This is a genomic window from Mesorhizobium sp. LSJC280B00 (assembly GCF_000502835.1).
Lineage (GTDB): Bacteria > Pseudomonadota > Alphaproteobacteria > Rhizobiales > Rhizobiaceae > Mesorhizobium.
The window spans coordinates 19150-32830 of the sequence record NZ_AYVL01000012.1 but is presented as its reverse complement, the minus strand read 5'-3'; the positions used below and the strand labels follow the sequence as shown (position 1 = coordinate 32830).

The 13681-nt window shown below is 62.7% G+C and carries 13 protein-coding genes and 1 riboswitch; of the genes, 5 read left to right on the top strand and 8 right to left on the bottom strand.

What is annotated here, in order from left to right:
• Positions 1-122: 122 nt before the first annotated feature.
• On the top strand, positions 123-1115 hold the full coding sequence (gene araD1 / locus X773_RS57040; RefSeq protein ID WP_023677357.1) for an AraD1 family protein: 993 nt from the start codon (positions 123-125) through the stop codon (positions 1113-1115).
• Positions 1116-1142: 27 nt separating this feature from the next.
• Positions 1143-1595 carry a hypothetical protein gene (locus X773_RS57035; protein ID WP_023677356.1) on the top strand — a complete coding sequence of 151 codons (453 nt, stop codon included), beginning with the start codon at positions 1143-1145 and terminating at the stop codon, positions 1593-1595.
• Between the two features lie 16 nt (positions 1596-1611).
• On the opposite strand, the gene X773_RS57030 is transcribed toward X773_RS57035, so the two are convergent.
• Positions 1612-2706 (bottom strand): 2'-deoxycytidine 5'-triphosphate deaminase, encoded by a 1095-nt coding sequence (locus X773_RS57030; protein WP_023677355.1) that lies wholly within the window; start codon positions 2704-2706, stop codon positions 1612-1614.
• Between the two features lie 135 nt (positions 2707-2841).
• Positions 2842-2919: riboswitch (SAM riboswitch) on the top strand.
• 70 nt (positions 2920-2989) lie between these two features.
• On the opposite strand from X773_RS57030, the gene X773_RS57025 reads away from it, so the two are divergent.
• The gene (locus X773_RS57025) at positions 2990-4180 is read left to right on the top strand and encodes an O-succinylhomoserine sulfhydrylase (RefSeq protein ID WP_031211967.1); all 1191 of its coding nucleotides are present in this window, start codon (positions 2990-2992) and stop codon (positions 4178-4180) included.
• 36 nt (positions 4181-4216) lie between these two features.
• Here the strand turns inward: X773_RS57025 and X773_RS57020 are convergent, their stop codons facing one another.
• Positions 4217-5371 (bottom strand): glycosyltransferase, encoded by a 1155-nt coding sequence (locus tag X773_RS57020; RefSeq protein ID WP_023677353.1) that lies wholly within the window; start codon positions 5369-5371, stop codon positions 4217-4219.
• A 226-nt stretch (positions 5372-5597) separates the two neighbouring features.
• Here X773_RS57020 and apaG point away from each other — a divergent pair, with 226 nt between their 5' ends.
• Positions 5598-5990 carry a Co2+/Mg2+ efflux protein ApaG gene (apaG, locus tag X773_RS57015; RefSeq protein ID WP_023677352.1) on the top strand — a complete coding sequence of 131 codons (393 nt, stop codon included), beginning with the start codon at positions 5598-5600 and terminating at the stop codon, positions 5988-5990.
• A gap of 6 nt (positions 5991-5996) precedes the next feature.
• Here the strand turns inward: apaG and X773_RS57010 are convergent, their stop codons facing one another.
• The 3 genes from X773_RS57010 to X773_RS57000 form a co-directional block, all read right to left on the bottom strand.
• The gene (locus X773_RS57010; RefSeq protein ID WP_023677351.1) at positions 5997-7007 is read right to left on the bottom strand and encodes an Hsp33 family molecular chaperone; all 1011 of its coding nucleotides are present in this window, start codon (positions 7005-7007) and stop codon (positions 5997-5999) included.
• A 162-nt stretch (positions 7008-7169) separates the two neighbouring features.
• Entirely contained in the window at positions 7170-8081 is a 912-nt protein-coding gene (gene argF / locus X773_RS57005; protein WP_031211966.1) for an ornithine carbamoyltransferase, read from the bottom strand.
• 14 nt (positions 8082-8095) lie between these two features.
• Entirely contained in the window at positions 8096-9295 is a 1200-nt protein-coding gene (locus X773_RS57000; RefSeq protein WP_023677349.1) for an aspartate aminotransferase family protein, read from the bottom strand.
• A 355-nt stretch (positions 9296-9650) separates the two neighbouring features.
• Here X773_RS57000 and X773_RS56995 point away from each other — a divergent pair, with 355 nt between their 5' ends.
• Complete coding sequence (locus X773_RS56995) at positions 9651-10175, top strand: GcrA family cell cycle regulator (protein ID WP_023677348.1); 525 nt, start codon at positions 9651-9653, stop codon at positions 10173-10175.
• A gap of 182 nt (positions 10176-10357) precedes the next feature.
• On the opposite strand, the gene X773_RS56990 is transcribed toward X773_RS56995, so the two are convergent.
• The 3 genes from X773_RS56990 to X773_RS56980 form a co-directional block, all read right to left on the bottom strand.
• Positions 10358-11365: a magnesium and cobalt transport protein CorA gene (locus X773_RS56990; protein ID WP_023677347.1), complete on the bottom strand. Its 1008-nt coding sequence runs from the start codon at positions 11363-11365 to the stop codon at positions 10358-10360.
• 116 nt (positions 11366-11481) lie between these two features.
• Positions 11482-12207: a phosphate signaling complex protein PhoU gene (gene phoU / locus X773_RS56985; RefSeq protein WP_023677346.1), complete on the bottom strand. Its 726-nt coding sequence runs from the start codon at positions 12205-12207 to the stop codon at positions 11482-11484.
• 117 nt (positions 12208-12324) lie between these two features.
• Positions 12325-13587 (bottom strand): ATP-binding protein, encoded by a 1263-nt coding sequence (locus X773_RS56980; protein ID WP_023677345.1) that lies wholly within the window; start codon positions 13585-13587, stop codon positions 12325-12327.
• Positions 13588-13681 lie beyond the last annotated feature (94 nt).

The window sequence follows — 13681 nt, the reverse complement described above, 5'->3', positions numbered from 1 at the left end:
ACCTGATCCGCGAGCGCAATCCGGACGAAGAATTTCAACCGAGGCGCGGACAGGGTCCGGGCCGCGCAGGGCAGGGTTTGCCAAGAAAGGCACGCCAAGCCCACAATTCAGAGAGGGTTACCATGCTGATCTCACAAATCCTCGACGACGCCGAGACGATCCGCGTCGTTGCCCGCAGCGGCGGCAAGACCCGCGTCATCAACGGCGCCCGCAGCGTCTATTCGCTGGCGATGGAAGCCGCGCGTACCGGCAGCGGGCTTGTCGCCCTGATCGAGCGCAAGGGCTTCGGCGAAACCGTCGATCTCGACGCAGCCTACAAGAAGGGCCGGCTGCTGTCGCCGATCAACCATCCCGATCCGGCGCATCTCCATCTCACCGGTACCGGGCTGACGCATCTCGGCTCCGCCGCGACCCGCGATTCCATGCACAAGAAGCTCAGCACGGACGGCGAGGAACAGCTGACCGATTCCATGAAGATGTTCCGCATGGGGCTTGAGGGCGGCAAGCCGGCGAAGGGCCAGACCGGCGTGCAGCCGGAATGGTTCTACAAGGGCAACGGCACCATGGCGGTGGCGCCCGGTGCGGCGCTTATGTCGCCGGCCTTCGCCCAGGATGCCGGCGAGGAGCCGGAAATCGCCGGGATCTATGTGATCGGCGACGACGGCGCCCCGTTCCGTGTCGGCTTCACCCTGTCGAACGAGTTTTCCGACCACGTCACCGAGCGTGTGAACTATCTCTTCCTCGCCCATTCCAAGCTGCGCAACGCTTCGTTCGGCCCGGAGATCCTGATCGGCGACCTGCCGTCCGACATCCGCGGCGCTTCACGCATCCTACGCGACGGCAAGCTGCTTTGGGAAAAGCCGTTCCTGTCGGGCGAGGCGAACATGTCGCACACCATTGGCAATCTCGAGCATCATCACTTCAAATACTCGGCCTTCCGCCAGCCGGGTGACGTGCATGTACACATGTTCGGCACGGCGACGCTGTCCTTCGCCGACGGCATCAGGACCGAGGCCGGTGACGTATTCGAAATCGAGGCGCAGGATTTCGGCCTGCCTCTGCGCAACCCGCTTGAAATCGAGCAGCCGGTGAAGGTGGCGGTGAAGGCGTTGTAAACTGGTGACATAATTCAGGGGCGAGAAATGAACGGCCTGCGGATTGGCACTGTGTTCGTAAGTTTAGTCCTGTTCCTCGCCTATTTCTCCCCAGCGGCTTACAGCGCCGGACAATGCAGCGCAAGATCCTATCGCGAAGCCCGAATGTCGATGACTGACCGGCTTCTGGCCACCGGCTATTCGAAATCGCAAGTGAGCTTTCTGATGCGCAACGCGGATCGCATGACGTCCGCACTCCGCGCTGACAGACTGAACGACAATGGCAGAGCCTGCGGTATCGACTCCGCCAGAGCCCATGTGCTGGGATGTCTCGGCAAGCAGTTGTTCCCCTTGCAGTCCAGCTCAAGCGCCTCACTTGACGACGAGAAGCAAACCAGAGGTTTTTGGGGGAAGAAGCGATTGGCAGTGCGAGAACTGCTCTTTGTCGGTCAGTTTCATGGCTGCCTTGGCGCCGCGAAAGAATATCTGTTTCGCGGCTGATGGCCTGCGAACAAGATCAGCGGGCGACGCGGAAATGCTTGGACAGTTTCAGGCCCTGCGCCTGATAGTTCGAGCCTAGATCTGTGCCGTAGAGCGCCTGCGGCCGTTTCAGCATGTGCTCGTAGACCAACCGTCCGACGATCTGGCCGTGATCGAGGATGAACGGCACTTCGTGGCTGCGCACCTCGAGCACCGCCCGGCTGCCGGTGCCGCCCGACGCCGAATGGCCGAAACCCGGGTCGAAGAAACCGGCATAATGGACGCGGAACTCGCCGACCAGCGGGTCGAAAGGCGTCATTTCGGCGGCGTAGACTGGCGGCACATGCACCGCCTCGCGCGACACCAGAATATAGAATTCGTCCGGATCGAGCACCAGCTCGCCGGCACCGCTCTTGTAGAGCGGCTCCCAGAAATCGACGACATCCTGCGCGGCGCGCTTGTCGACGTCGACCAGGCCGGTGTGGTGCTTGCCGCGATAGCCGACAAGCCCATCCTTGTCGCCGTCGAGGTCGATCGACAGCGCGATGCCGCCGCCTGAGATGTTGGGTGGTTCGGTGGCGACCAGCATCTCGGCGCGGTGCAACTCGTGCAGCTCGCTTTCTGACAAGAGCGCATTGCCGGTGCGGAACCTGATCTGTGACAGCCGCGAGCCGGTGCGCACGACGATCGGGAAAGTGCGCGGGCTGACCTCCAGATAGAGCGGACCTTCATAGCCTGCGGCGATCTTGTCGAACTCGTGGCCACGGTCGGTCATTACCCGGGTGAAGATATCGAGCCGTCCGGTCGAGCTTTTCGGGTTGGCCGAGGCGGAAATATGCGCGGGCAGCGCCAGGCTTTCGAGCAGCGGCACGATGTAGACGCAGCCGGTTTCCAGCACGGCACCTTCGGCGAGGTTGATCTCGTGCAGCTTCAGCCGGTCGAGCTTGTTGACAACCCTGTAGTCCGGGCCGGGCAAGAAGGAAGCACGCACCCGCCAGGCCTTGTCGCCGAGCCTGAGGTCAAGGCTGGCCGGCTGGATCTGATCGGAATCGAGCGTGCGCGGCGATTTCAGCGCGCCCGTCTGGAACAGCGCGGAAATATCCTGATCGGGAAGAATGCCTGTCTGCCGCAAGGGTCTGGCTCCGTTCGAACGCCGGGCGAGGTCTTGTTCTGTCGCAGGTCCGACCGTGGACGCCTTTGGCACCTGCTTGGTACAACCCTCTTAATCATGCCGGCAATTGACGCAAGCGTGGCGCGGGTCTAAAGCTCGTTATCCCGTGGTGATTTGGCCGGTCGGCTTGCAGCCACGTTAAACAAGTCGCTAAAGGACCGTCGGGCCGCAAGGCCATATGGACCGGTTGCGACTTTCGCGACCGGTTTTTTGTTGTTTGGACCAATTTTGGTGTTTGGATGGAATGATGACCAAGAAGCGCGACTGGAAGCCTCAGACCGCACTCGTGCATGCCGGGACGCTGCGTTCCGGCTTCGGCGAGACCTCCGAGGCGATGTATCTCACCCAAGGCTATGTCTACGAGACGGCGCAAGCGGCGGAGGCCCGCTTCAAGGGCGAGGAGCCGGGCTTCATCTATTCGCGCTATGCCAATCCGACGGTCGACATGTTTGAGAAACGCATGTGCGCGCTGGAAGGAGCCGAGGACGCGCGCGCCACGGCATCCGGCATGGCGGCGGTGACGGCAGCACTGCTGTGCAGCGCCAAGGCGGGCGACCATATCGTCGCGGCGCGCGCGCTGTTCGGCTCCTGCCGCTGGGTGGTCGAGACGCTGGCGCCGAAATACGGCATTGAGGCAACGCTGGTCGACGGCACCGACATCGCCAATTGGGAAAAGGCGGTCAAGCCGAACACCAAACTGTTCTTTCTGGAAAGCCCGACCAATCCGACGCTGGAGGTGATCGACATCGCCGCCGTCGCGGCACTTGCCAATTCGATCGGCGCCAGGCTGATCGTCGACAATGTCTTCGCTACGCCCTTGCAGCAGAAACCCCTGCAGCTCGGCGCCCACATCGTCGTCTATTCGGCCACGAAGCATATTGACGGCCAGGGGCGCTGTCTTGGCGGCATCGTTCTGTCGGACAAGAAATGGATCGACGAGAACCTGCATGACTATTTCCGCCACACCGGCCCAAGCCTCTCGCCCTTCAATGCCTGGACGCTGCTGAAAGGCCTGGAGACGCTGCCGCTACGCGTACGCCAGCAAACGGAAAGTGCCGGCCGCATCGCGGATTTCCTCGCCGAGCGCCCGCAAATCGCCCGTGTCATCTATCCTGGCCGTGCCGACCACCCGCAAGCGGCGGTGGTCAAGAAGCAGATGTCGGGTGGCTCGACGCTGATTTGCCTCGATGTGAAGGGCGGCAAGCAGGCGGCCTTTGCCTTCCAGAACGCACTCGACGTCGTGCTGATTTCCAACAATCTCGGCGACGCCAAGAGCCTGATCACCCATCCGGCGACGACGACGCACAAGAACTTGACCGATGAGGCCCGCGCCGAGCTCGGCATCGGACCGGGAACGCTCAGGCTGTCAGTTGGCCTTGAGGACGCCGACGACCTGCTCGAAGACATCGAGCAGGCACTGAGAGTTGCCGGATAAGGGCTGGCCGAATAGAGGCGAGCGGGGACGCGCCGATCAGGCGCCGGACGGGGTCTCTTCCAGCTCCGCGACGGGCTTGGTCTGGATAGTCATCACATTGCCGCGCCAGTCGACGGCGCCGCTCAGCCATCCGCGCGCCCAAATGGCGGGAAGCATCAGGTCTCGCGCCATCATCGCCAGGATGGTGCGCAGCGACAGGTGCCATCCCTTGGCCGAGGCCAAGGCGCATTCCGGCAGGTAGGCCGCGACCAGCACGGCGATGGCGGTTGCCGGCAGGCTGACGCCGGCGTCAGCCGCCGCGATCAGCGCAAGCACCAGCGGCGGCGCTGCGCCGATCAGGATCTCGGGGGCGAAGAACAGCGCGAAGGTGACGCGGCGCAGCCGCGCCCAGCGCGCCTGCCGCGACCAGATCTCGCCAAACGTGCGCCGGCCGAGCGGCTGTTCGAAGGGCGAGGCGACAAGATTGACCCGCAGTCCGAACCCGTTGACCAGCTTGGTCGCGGCGGCGTCTTCGGCGATCTCGGCAGCAAGCGCGCAGATGCCGCCATTGGCGTCGAGCATCGGCTTATTCCACAACATGCTCTTGCCCTGCGCGAAGCCGAGGCCGAGCGCCTCTCCGGCGTACTGCCAGCGTGCCTGCAGCGTGTTGAGAAAGGCGCATTCGACCTCCCCCCAGAAGCCGTCCGGCCGCGAGCCGATCGGCGTCGAGCAGACGAGGCCGGTGTCGTGCCGCCACGCCGCCATCAGGTGCTGGACGTAGTCGCTCGGCATAAGCACGTTGGAATCGGCAAGGATGACCCAGCTATAATGCGCCGCTTCCCAACCCTTCACGCAATTGTTGAGTTTTGGATTGCCGCTGATGCGGTCGTCACCGACTAGAAGACGGGCGCGAATAGCTGGAAAGCGCGCCATTGCGGCGGTGATCGGCTTGACCACCGGGTCGTCGGCATGGGCAACGCAGAAGATGAGTTCGTAGCGCGGCCAGTCGAGTGAGAAGGCGCGCTCCAGCGTCTCTTCGGCAAACGGCTCGACGCCGCGCGCCGGGATGACGATCGATACCGGCGGCGCGTTGGCCGCGGGCGGTGCGATCCTGCCTGGTCGCTTCAGCTTCAGCGAAGCTAACAGGATGCTGGCGAGATTTGAAAGAAGGAGGGCTATGGAAAGGAGGGCGGCTGCGAATGTCGGTTCCATCGAGATCTGGTCACTCCAGAAGTGCCGGCCGCATGACGGCCGTTTTCAACAATTCGACAGAACGCTGAGTCGCCCGGCACAAGCCTGCACACCATCATTGTCATGTGTCACTTAAATGACATTGTTTTTCGGCACCTGCGCTCGAGTCGGGCAAGGAGATGACGCGCATCGTTGATCAAACTGCGCTGAGCGTCGAAGTTCCATCTACATTGCTTTGGAGCAGTTTATGTACAGCGCCGTCACCCGCAACATCGAAGTGCAGGTCAGGCCGTTCTATCTGGAGGATCACTCCGACCCGCCGCAAAACCGCTATGTCTGGGGATATCAGGTGACCATCGACAATCAGTCGGATGAGTTCGTGCAGCTTCTGTCGCGCTACTGGCACATTACCGACGGCACCGGCAAGGTCGAGGAAGTGCGCGGCCCCGGGGTCGTCGGCGAGCAACCCGGACTCAACCCCGGCGACAGCTATCAGTATACGTCTGGATGCCCGCTCTCGACGCCGTCCGGCATCATGGTCGGGCACTACACCATGCGCAACAAGCGGGGCGAGACGTTCGACGTCGCCATCCCCGCCTTCTCGCTCGACTTGCCGGGAATGCGGCGCACCGTCAATTGACGGCCGTCATCCGGCCGCTGCAAACTCCGCCGGGTCGAAGTCATATTGCTTCGAGCAGAATTCGCAGGCGACGTGAATGCTGCCATCCTCGGTGCTGTCCCTGATCTCCTCGGCGGAAAAGCCTTCGAGGATGCCGTGGATCTTCTCCCTCGAGCATGAGCACTGGTCGGCGACCGGCACCCCGCCGAACACGCGGACGCCATGCTCGTGGAAAAGCCGGTAAAGCAGCCGTTCGGCGCCGATCGTCGGATCGATCAGCTCGGTCGGTTCAATAGTACCAACCAGCGCCAGCAGCTCCTGCCAGGAATTGTCGGTCGGGTCGTGGATTTCCTCACGCGGATCGCCGTCGCCACCGGGAAGGTCGGGTACGCGCATGCGCTCCGCCGACTGCGGCAGGAATTGTGCCAGCAGGCCACCGGCCCGCCATTGCTCGCGGGCACCGCCGACGCCGGGCGTCAGAAGCTTGGCAACCGAAAGCCGGAGGTCGGTCGGAATCTGCTCCGACTGGCGGAAATAAGTGCGTGCGGCATCTTCCAGTGTGACGCCGTCGAGCTGGACGATGCCCTGGTAGCGTTGTGTGTGAGCGCCCTGGTCGATGGTCAGCGCCAGGACGCCGCTGCCGAGCAGCGTCTGCGGTGACGTCTCGCCGGCAGAAGTCAAAGCCTGCAGCCGGTCGGCATCGAAGCGGGCATAAGCGCGCAGCGCGTGCGGCGTGGAGAAATCCGCGACCAGCATGTCGACCGGCCCGTCGGTGCGGGTCTGCAGAATGAACTTGCCCTCGAACTTCAGCGAAGTTCCGAGCAATACCGTCAACACACAGGCTTCAGCCAGGAGCCGGGCGACCGGCTCGGGATAGTCGTGGCGGCTGAGAATAGCATCGAGCATCGGCCCGAGCTGGACGGTGCGACCGCGCACGTCGAGCGGGCCGACCTCGAACGGCACGACATGGTCGTCGCCGGCGTAGCCGAATTCGCCGAGCTTGGGTTTATGTTCAGCCAATTGATGAGTTTCCAACATGACAAAGCTCCGGGGCGCGGCGATGCCGCCCTCCGGGGCGCATGCGACGAGACGCGCTCGATTTGCGTGATGCGCCTGAGATAGGCACCACCAACTCCCGGATCAAGGCGGCCCAGATCAAGGCGGCGCAGATCAGGCCGGCCCGGATCACCGCGGCTCGTATCAAGCGCCCAGGCACCAGGCCAAGACCGCCTTCTGGGCATGGAGCCGGTTCTCGGCCTCATCGAACACCACCGAATGCGGACCGTCGATGACCTCGTCGGTAACCTCCTCACCGCGATGCGCCGGTAGACAGTGCATGAACAGCGCGTCCGGCTTGGCTTTCGCCATCAGTGCCGCATTGACCTGATAGGGCAGGAAGACATTGTGGCCGCGGGCACGGTGCTCCTGGCCCATCGACACCCAGCAGTCGGTGACGATGCAGTCGGCCTCGTGAACGGCCTCCTCGGGCGAACGGCTGAATTTCAGCTTGCCGCCATTGGCTTTCGACCAGTCGACATGCTTCTGGGCCGGTTCGCTGCCCTCGGGCACGGCGACGTTCAGCTTGAAATGGAACCGCGCGGATGCCTCCAGCAGCGAATGCAGCACGTTGTTGCCGTCGCCGGTCCAGGCGATCGTTTTACCGGCCACCGGACCGCGGTGCTCTTCGAAGGTCATGATGTCGGCCATCAGCTGGCAGGGATGGGTCTCGTCGGTCAGCCCGTTGATGACGGGGACCGTAGCGTTTTCCGTCAGTTCCAGCAGCCGGTCATGCGAGGTGGTGCGGATCATGATGGCATCGACATAGCGCGACAGCACCTTGGCCGTGTCGGCAATGGTCTCCGAGCGGCCAAGCTGCATCTCGGTGCCGGTCAGCATGATCGTCTCGCCACCCAACTGCCGCATACCGACGTCGAACGACACGCGCGTGCGCGTCGACGGCTTGTCGAAGATCATCGCCAGCACCTTGCCTTCGAGCGGCTTGCTGCGTTCGCCGGCCTTGAGCCTTGCCTTTCGCACCGCTGCGTCGTCGAGCATGAAGCGCAGATCGCCTTCGGAAACGGCGGAAAGATCGGTGAAATGGCGAAGGGACATCAGAAATTCCAGGATTACTTCGCAGCGGCAGCGACGATGGCATCTGCCAGGCTCTTGGCGCCGGCACGAATGCGCTCGAGCGCTTCGTGGATCTCGGCGTCGGTGACGGTGAGAGGCGGTAGCAGGCGGATAACGTTGTCGCCGGCCGGAACCGTCAAGAGATGCTGGTCACGCAGTGCCACCGTGACCTTGGTGTTGGGCATCGCGCATTTAAGCCCGAGCATCAGGCCGGTGCCCCTGATGCTTTCGATAACATCCGGAAATTCGTCGGCGACGCCAGCGAGCCCCTGCTTCAACAGCAGTGCCTTGCGCCGGACGTCTTCGAGAAAGCCGTCTTCCAGCACCACGTCGAGCACGGCGTTGCCGACCGCCATTGCCAGCGGATTGCCGCCGAAGGTGGTGCCGTGCACGCCGGCGGTCATGCCGACCGCTGCCTCGTCGGTGGCGAGGCAGGCACCCATCGGAAAGCCGCCGCCGATGCCTTTGGCCACCGCCATGAGGTCGGGTGTGACACCCGCCCACTCATGCGCGAACAGCTTTCCGGTGCGGCCGACGCCGCATTGGACCTCGTCGAAAATCAGGAGCAGTCCGTGCTGATCGCAGAGCTGCCTGAGCCGCTTCAGCGATTGCGTCGGCACTTGCCTGATGCCGCCCTCCCCTTGCACCGGCTCGATCAGGATCGCCGCGGTTTCAGGCGTGATCGCCTTCTCGGCGGCATCCACATCGTCGAAGCCGACCTGGTCGAAGCCGTCGACCTTGGGGCCGAAACCTTCCAGATACTTGTACTGGCCGCCGGCGGCGATGGTCGCCAGGGTGCGGCCGTGGAAGGCGCCTTCGAAGGTGATTGTGCGGTAGCGCTCGGGATGGCCCTTGACGAAGTGGTAGCGCCGCGCCGTCTTGATGGCGCATTCGAGCGCCTCTGCGCCGGAATTGGTGAAGAACACCTTGTCGGCGAAGCTTGCGTCGGCCAGCCGCTCGCCGAGCCGGCTCTGTCCAGGAATCTCGTACAGATTGGAGACGTGCCAGAGCTTGGCGGCCTGCTCGGTGAGGGCCGCGACCAGATGCGGATGGCTGTAGCCCAACGAATTCACGGCGATGCCGCCGGCGAAATCGAGATATCGCTCGCCCTTGTCGGTGACCAGCCAGGTGCCTTCACCGTGGTCGAAAGCCAGGGGTGCGCGAACAAAGGTCTCGAAAAGCGCCGAACCGCTCATTATATGCGTCTCCGGAACCGGAAAAATCAAAAAGCCGCCAAAGCGGCGGCCCTTGTGGCTTATCGTGTTTTTCGGCCGTGAAGTCAACGAAAAGGTCGCGCAAGGTCGCGCGGCAAGCCCCCCAGCATAACGCCGGCTCATAAGCGACCGGGCAAGTTGGGGAAAACCGAAAAAACCGATTCGTGTTGGCCTTGGGACTCTTGTCACCGAGTCAGCGCATAAGGTAATTGTAGTAGAGAAATAACTAGATTTCGTGCGGCGGACCTAATCACCCGATATATGTGGTGTCTGCCCGGCAGAAGCCGGGTCGGGAATGGATTCCGATTGCCGCACGTTTCAGCAGGAGCGCGGTCTCATGAACTGGACTGACGAGCGAGTCGAACTTCTCAGAAAATTGTGGTCGGAGGGCCTCAGCGCCAGCCAGATCGCCGCACAGCTTGGCGGGGTCAGCCGCAATGCGGTCATCGGCAAAGTGCACCGGCTGAAACTGTCCGGTCGCGGACGCACGACCGCCTCACCGGCACGCCAGAAGAAGACGGTGCAGGGATCGACGATCCAGAAATCGGTGTCCCGGGCAGCAAGCGCCACGCGCCATGCCACCACCTCGATGTCGATCGGTGCGACCGCGCTCAAGGCGCAGTTCGATGCCGAACCGGTGGCGCGCCACTATATCCGCCCGGTCGAGAACGTCGTCGTGCCGATCTCGCGGCATCTGCAACTTGTCGAACTCAACGAGCGCACTTGCAAATGGCCGAACGGCGATCCGCTTTCGGAAGACTTCCATTTCTGCGGCAACGACGCCGCCGAAACCGGCCCCTACTGCAAGTACCACGCCCGCGTGGCGTTCCAGCCGGCATCGGAGCGGCGGCGGAGCAGATAGTTAGGGGAATAGGGGAGTAAGGCAGTACGGCAGTAGGTGAATTGTAGAGAAGCGCGCTCCCGAAGCGATAGCCTACTGCCCTACTGCCCTACTGCCCTACTGCCCTACTGCCCTGCTGCCCTACTGCCCTACTGCCCTACTGCCCTACTGCCCTACTGCCCTCCTGCCCTACTGCCCTCGCTTCAAAGCCACCCATTCTTGCGAAACCGCCAGTAAAGAAACGTGCAGATCAGGGCAATTGCCGCCAGGACGGCCGGGTAGCCATATTCCATCCTCAGTTCCGGCATGTCGCTGAAATTCATGCCGTAAATGCCGGCGAATGCCGTCGGCACGGCCAAGATTGCGGCCCATGAGGCAAGCTTCTTGGAGATCGCCGTCTCCTGGCTTTGACCGACCAGAAGGCTCGCCTCGAAGGCGAAGGCGAGAACCTCACGCAGGCTGTCGATCTTTTCCTGGACAGTGCGGATGTGGTCGGTGACGTCGCGAAACAGCGGGTGCATGGCTGTGTGGATTTGCGGCAGATCGGCGCTGGTGAGCCGCCGGCAGACCTCCACCAGCGGCAGGGCCGCATTACGCAGGCGCAAGAGATCGCGGCGCAGCATATAAAGCCGTTCGATATCCGAGCCGGTCATCGGTTTCAGCAGAACCTTGTCCTCGATCGCCTCGACCTCGTTTTCGATCTGCTCAAGCACCGGCATATAGTTGTCGACGATGAAATCGAGAATGGCGTAGAGGACGAAATCCTCGCCCTTGGCAAGCGAATGCGGGCAGCTTTCCCAATGCTGGCGAACGGCCGCGTAGGAGGTCGACGGGCCATGCCTGACGCTGACAATGTAGCCCGCGCCGACGAACAGATGCGTCTCGCCGAAGGTGACGCGGCTGTCGATCAGCTGCGCCGTGCGGGCAACGATGAACAGGGCATCACCATATTGCTCGATCTTCGGTCGCTGGTGCGGATGCTCGGCGTCCTCGATCGCCAGCTCATGCAGATGGAATTGCGCCTGGACGCGCAGCAACAAATTGCGGTCGGGCTCCAGCAGTCCGATCCAGACCACGTGGCCCGGCTTCCCGGCCCATTCGCCGGCTTCCTCGATCGGAATGTCGGCGATGCGCCGCCCAGCCGTATAGACGCCGCAAGCGATTATACCCGACATCGGCGGCGCAGGAGCAAACTCGCGGACGTATTCCATCGCAGCCTCCTGAAGGCGGGGCCTTCATCGCGGAACTGAGAAGTCGGCGCGTCGAAAGCTTAGCGCAATTTTCTGTCAGGTGGCGAATCCGAAATTCGCATCAGTTCTGAGAGAACTCACTTCGCTGGTTGGGTTGCGGGAAGAATAATCTTGTCCGTCTTGTCGCCCTTCGGACGATCGGCCGGCATCTGATCGCCGGTGACGATATAGTAGATCGTCTCGGCGATGTTGGTAGCGTGGTCGCCGATGCGCTCGATGTTCTTGGCGCAAAACAGGAGATGTGTGCAGGGCGTGATGTTGCGTGGGTCTTCCATCATGTAGGTCAGCAATTCGCGAAACAGAGAGGTGTACATGGCGTCGATCTGGTCGTCGCGGTCGCGCACGAAACCGATTTTCTCCACCGACCGCGACGCGTAGACGTCGAGTACTTCCTTGAGCTGGGTCAGTGCCAGATTGGCCAAAGCCTCGAGGCCGCGGAACAGGCTGTTCGGCTGGCGCCCGTCTGCGACGGCAACCACCCGCTTGGCGACGTTCTTGCCGAGGTCGCCTACCCGTTCGAGGTCAGCCGAGATGCGGATCGCGCCGACGATCTCGCGCAGATCCGTCGCCATCGGCTGGCGTTTGGCGATGATGATGATCGCCTTGTCGTCGATCTCGCGCTGTCCCTCATCCAGAACCAGGTCGTCCCGAATGACTTTCTGGGCAAGCCCCGGATCCGCATTGACCAGCGCCGCGACCGCCTGCTCGACCATGCGCTCGGCATGCCCGCCCATCGCCGCGATGCGCTTCGACAGATATTTCAGCTCCTCGTCATAGGCGCTGACGATATGCACGGATTGCATGGACGAAATGCCTTCCCGGGATCTCGTGGTTGAGTCGTTCCCTCGAATCCCCGCTGATACGCTAGCCGGATGACAGAAAAAAGAAACGGCCCATTATGTGCTAGAGATAGTACTACGTTAGCGAGCCGGCAAATGGACCGTGAACGCCGCACCCTTGCCGACCTCCGACCTGATGGAGAGTCTGGCGTTGTGGCGGGTCAGGATATGCTTGACGATGGACAGGCCAAGGCCGGTGCCCTTCTGGGTTCGGCTGTTCTCGACGTCGATGCGGTAGAAGCGCTCGGTGATGCGCGGGATGTGCTCTTCGGGGATGCCGGGGCCGAAATCCCTGATGGTGACGTCGATGCCTGGTTCGGGATCGCTGTCGCTGCGTATGATCGACACCACGACGCGTCCGCCCGACTGACCATATTTGCAGGCGTTTTCCAGCAGGTTTTCGAAGACCTGGAAAAGCTCGTCCCGATCGCCGGGCACGTCGAGCGGCCCTTCCGCGAAATCACGCTCGATGACGACGCCGTTTTCCTTTGCGAGCGGCCCAAGCGAATCGATGACGCTGTCGATGGCCTGGCGCAGGTCGACCTCGGTTCCCGGCTTGAGATAGGGCTTCATCTCCAAGCGCGACAGCGACAGAAGGTCGTCGATGAGGCGCGCCATGCGGCTGGTCTGGTTCTGCATGATCTGCAGGAACTGCTCGCGCGCCGCGGGGTCGTTGCGGGCCGGCCCGCGCAGCGTCTCGATGAAGCCGGCGATCGAGGCGAGAGGCGTGCGCAGCTCGTGGCTGGCATTGGCAATGAAGTCGGCACGCATTCTGTCGATCCGGCGCGCCTCACTCTGGTCCTTGAACACCAGTACGTAGAGATCCGTGGCATGGCCGACTGAAGACGCGCTCACCCGATAGGCTCGTTCGACCGGCAGCTTTTCTATGTAGTCGACGCTGTCCGAAGCGACGTTGCCCGCCAAGATACTATCCAGCAAGCCCTGCATTTCCGGCGCGCGGAATTTCAGCGACAGCGACATGCCGGGGGCAATCCCGCCGAAGGCGGCAAAGGCAGCGGCGTTGGCATGGACGATGGCGGCGGAGCGATCGAAAATGATCAGCGGATCGGCAACCGCCGCCGCGAGATATTCGCCGGAAAGTTGTTGCACGCTCGACTCGATGGCCGCGGCATTTTCGGTCGATTGGCGGGCGATGCCGGCCGGCAGCATCGCAGCGGCAACCAGCACGGCGCCAGCCAGCAGCACCACATAGCCAGACATGCCGGCAAAACCATAGACCATCAGAACCGCAACGAGGCCGGCCGCCAGCAGCCAGCGGCTGTTCCACAGCCGCATGGCGACGGCTTGCGCCCTGCCTCTCCGCTCTGTGCCGATGTCGGCCATTTGCGCTCCGTCTGCGGCCACTTCAAGAACTTCTTGCTGGACCGGCGCTAGAGCGCAGTGCGTCCAATTGGACGCACAAAGGACGCTCTACCAC

Bases quoted from the DNA above. Each gene is read 5' to 3' on its own strand.
- araD1 (WP_023677357.1), top strand. From the start codon at position 123: ATGCTGATCTCACAAATCCTCGACGACGCCGAGACGATCCGCGTCGTT.
- X773_RS57035 (WP_023677356.1), top strand. From the start codon at position 1,143: ATGAACGGCCTGCGGATTGGCACTGTGTTCGTAAGTTTAGTCCTGTTC.
- X773_RS57025 (WP_031211967.1), top strand. From the start codon at position 2,990: ATGATGACCAAGAAGCGCGACTGGAAGCCTCAGACCGCACTCGTGCAT.
- X773_RS57020 (WP_023677353.1), bottom strand. From the start codon at position 5,371: ATGGAACCGACATTCGCAGCCGCCCTCCTTTCCATAGCCCTCCTTCTT.
- apaG (WP_023677352.1), top strand. From the start codon at position 5,598: ATGTACAGCGCCGTCACCCGCAACATCGAAGTGCAGGTCAGGCCGTTC.
- X773_RS57010 (WP_023677351.1), bottom strand. From the start codon at position 7,007: ATGTTGGAAACTCATCAATTGGCTGAACATAAACCCAAGCTCGGCGAA.
- argF (WP_031211966.1), bottom strand. From the start codon at position 8,081: ATGTCCCTTCGCCATTTCACCGATCTTTCCGCCGTTTCCGAAGGCGAT.
- X773_RS57000 (WP_023677349.1), bottom strand. From the start codon at position 9,295: ATGAGCGGTTCGGCGCTTTTCGAGACCTTTGTTCGCGCACCCCTGGCT.
- X773_RS56995 (WP_023677348.1), top strand. From the start codon at position 9,651: ATGAACTGGACTGACGAGCGAGTCGAACTTCTCAGAAAATTGTGGTCG.
- X773_RS56990 (WP_023677347.1), bottom strand. From the start codon at position 11,365: ATGGAATACGTCCGCGAGTTTGCTCCTGCGCCGCCGATGTCGGGTATA.
- phoU (WP_023677346.1), bottom strand. From the start codon at position 12,207: ATGCAATCCGTGCATATCGTCAGCGCCTATGACGAGGAGCTGAAATAT.
- X773_RS56980 (WP_023677345.1), bottom strand. From the start codon at position 13,587: ATGGCCGACATCGGCACAGAGCGGAGAGGCAGGGCGCAAGCCGTCGCC.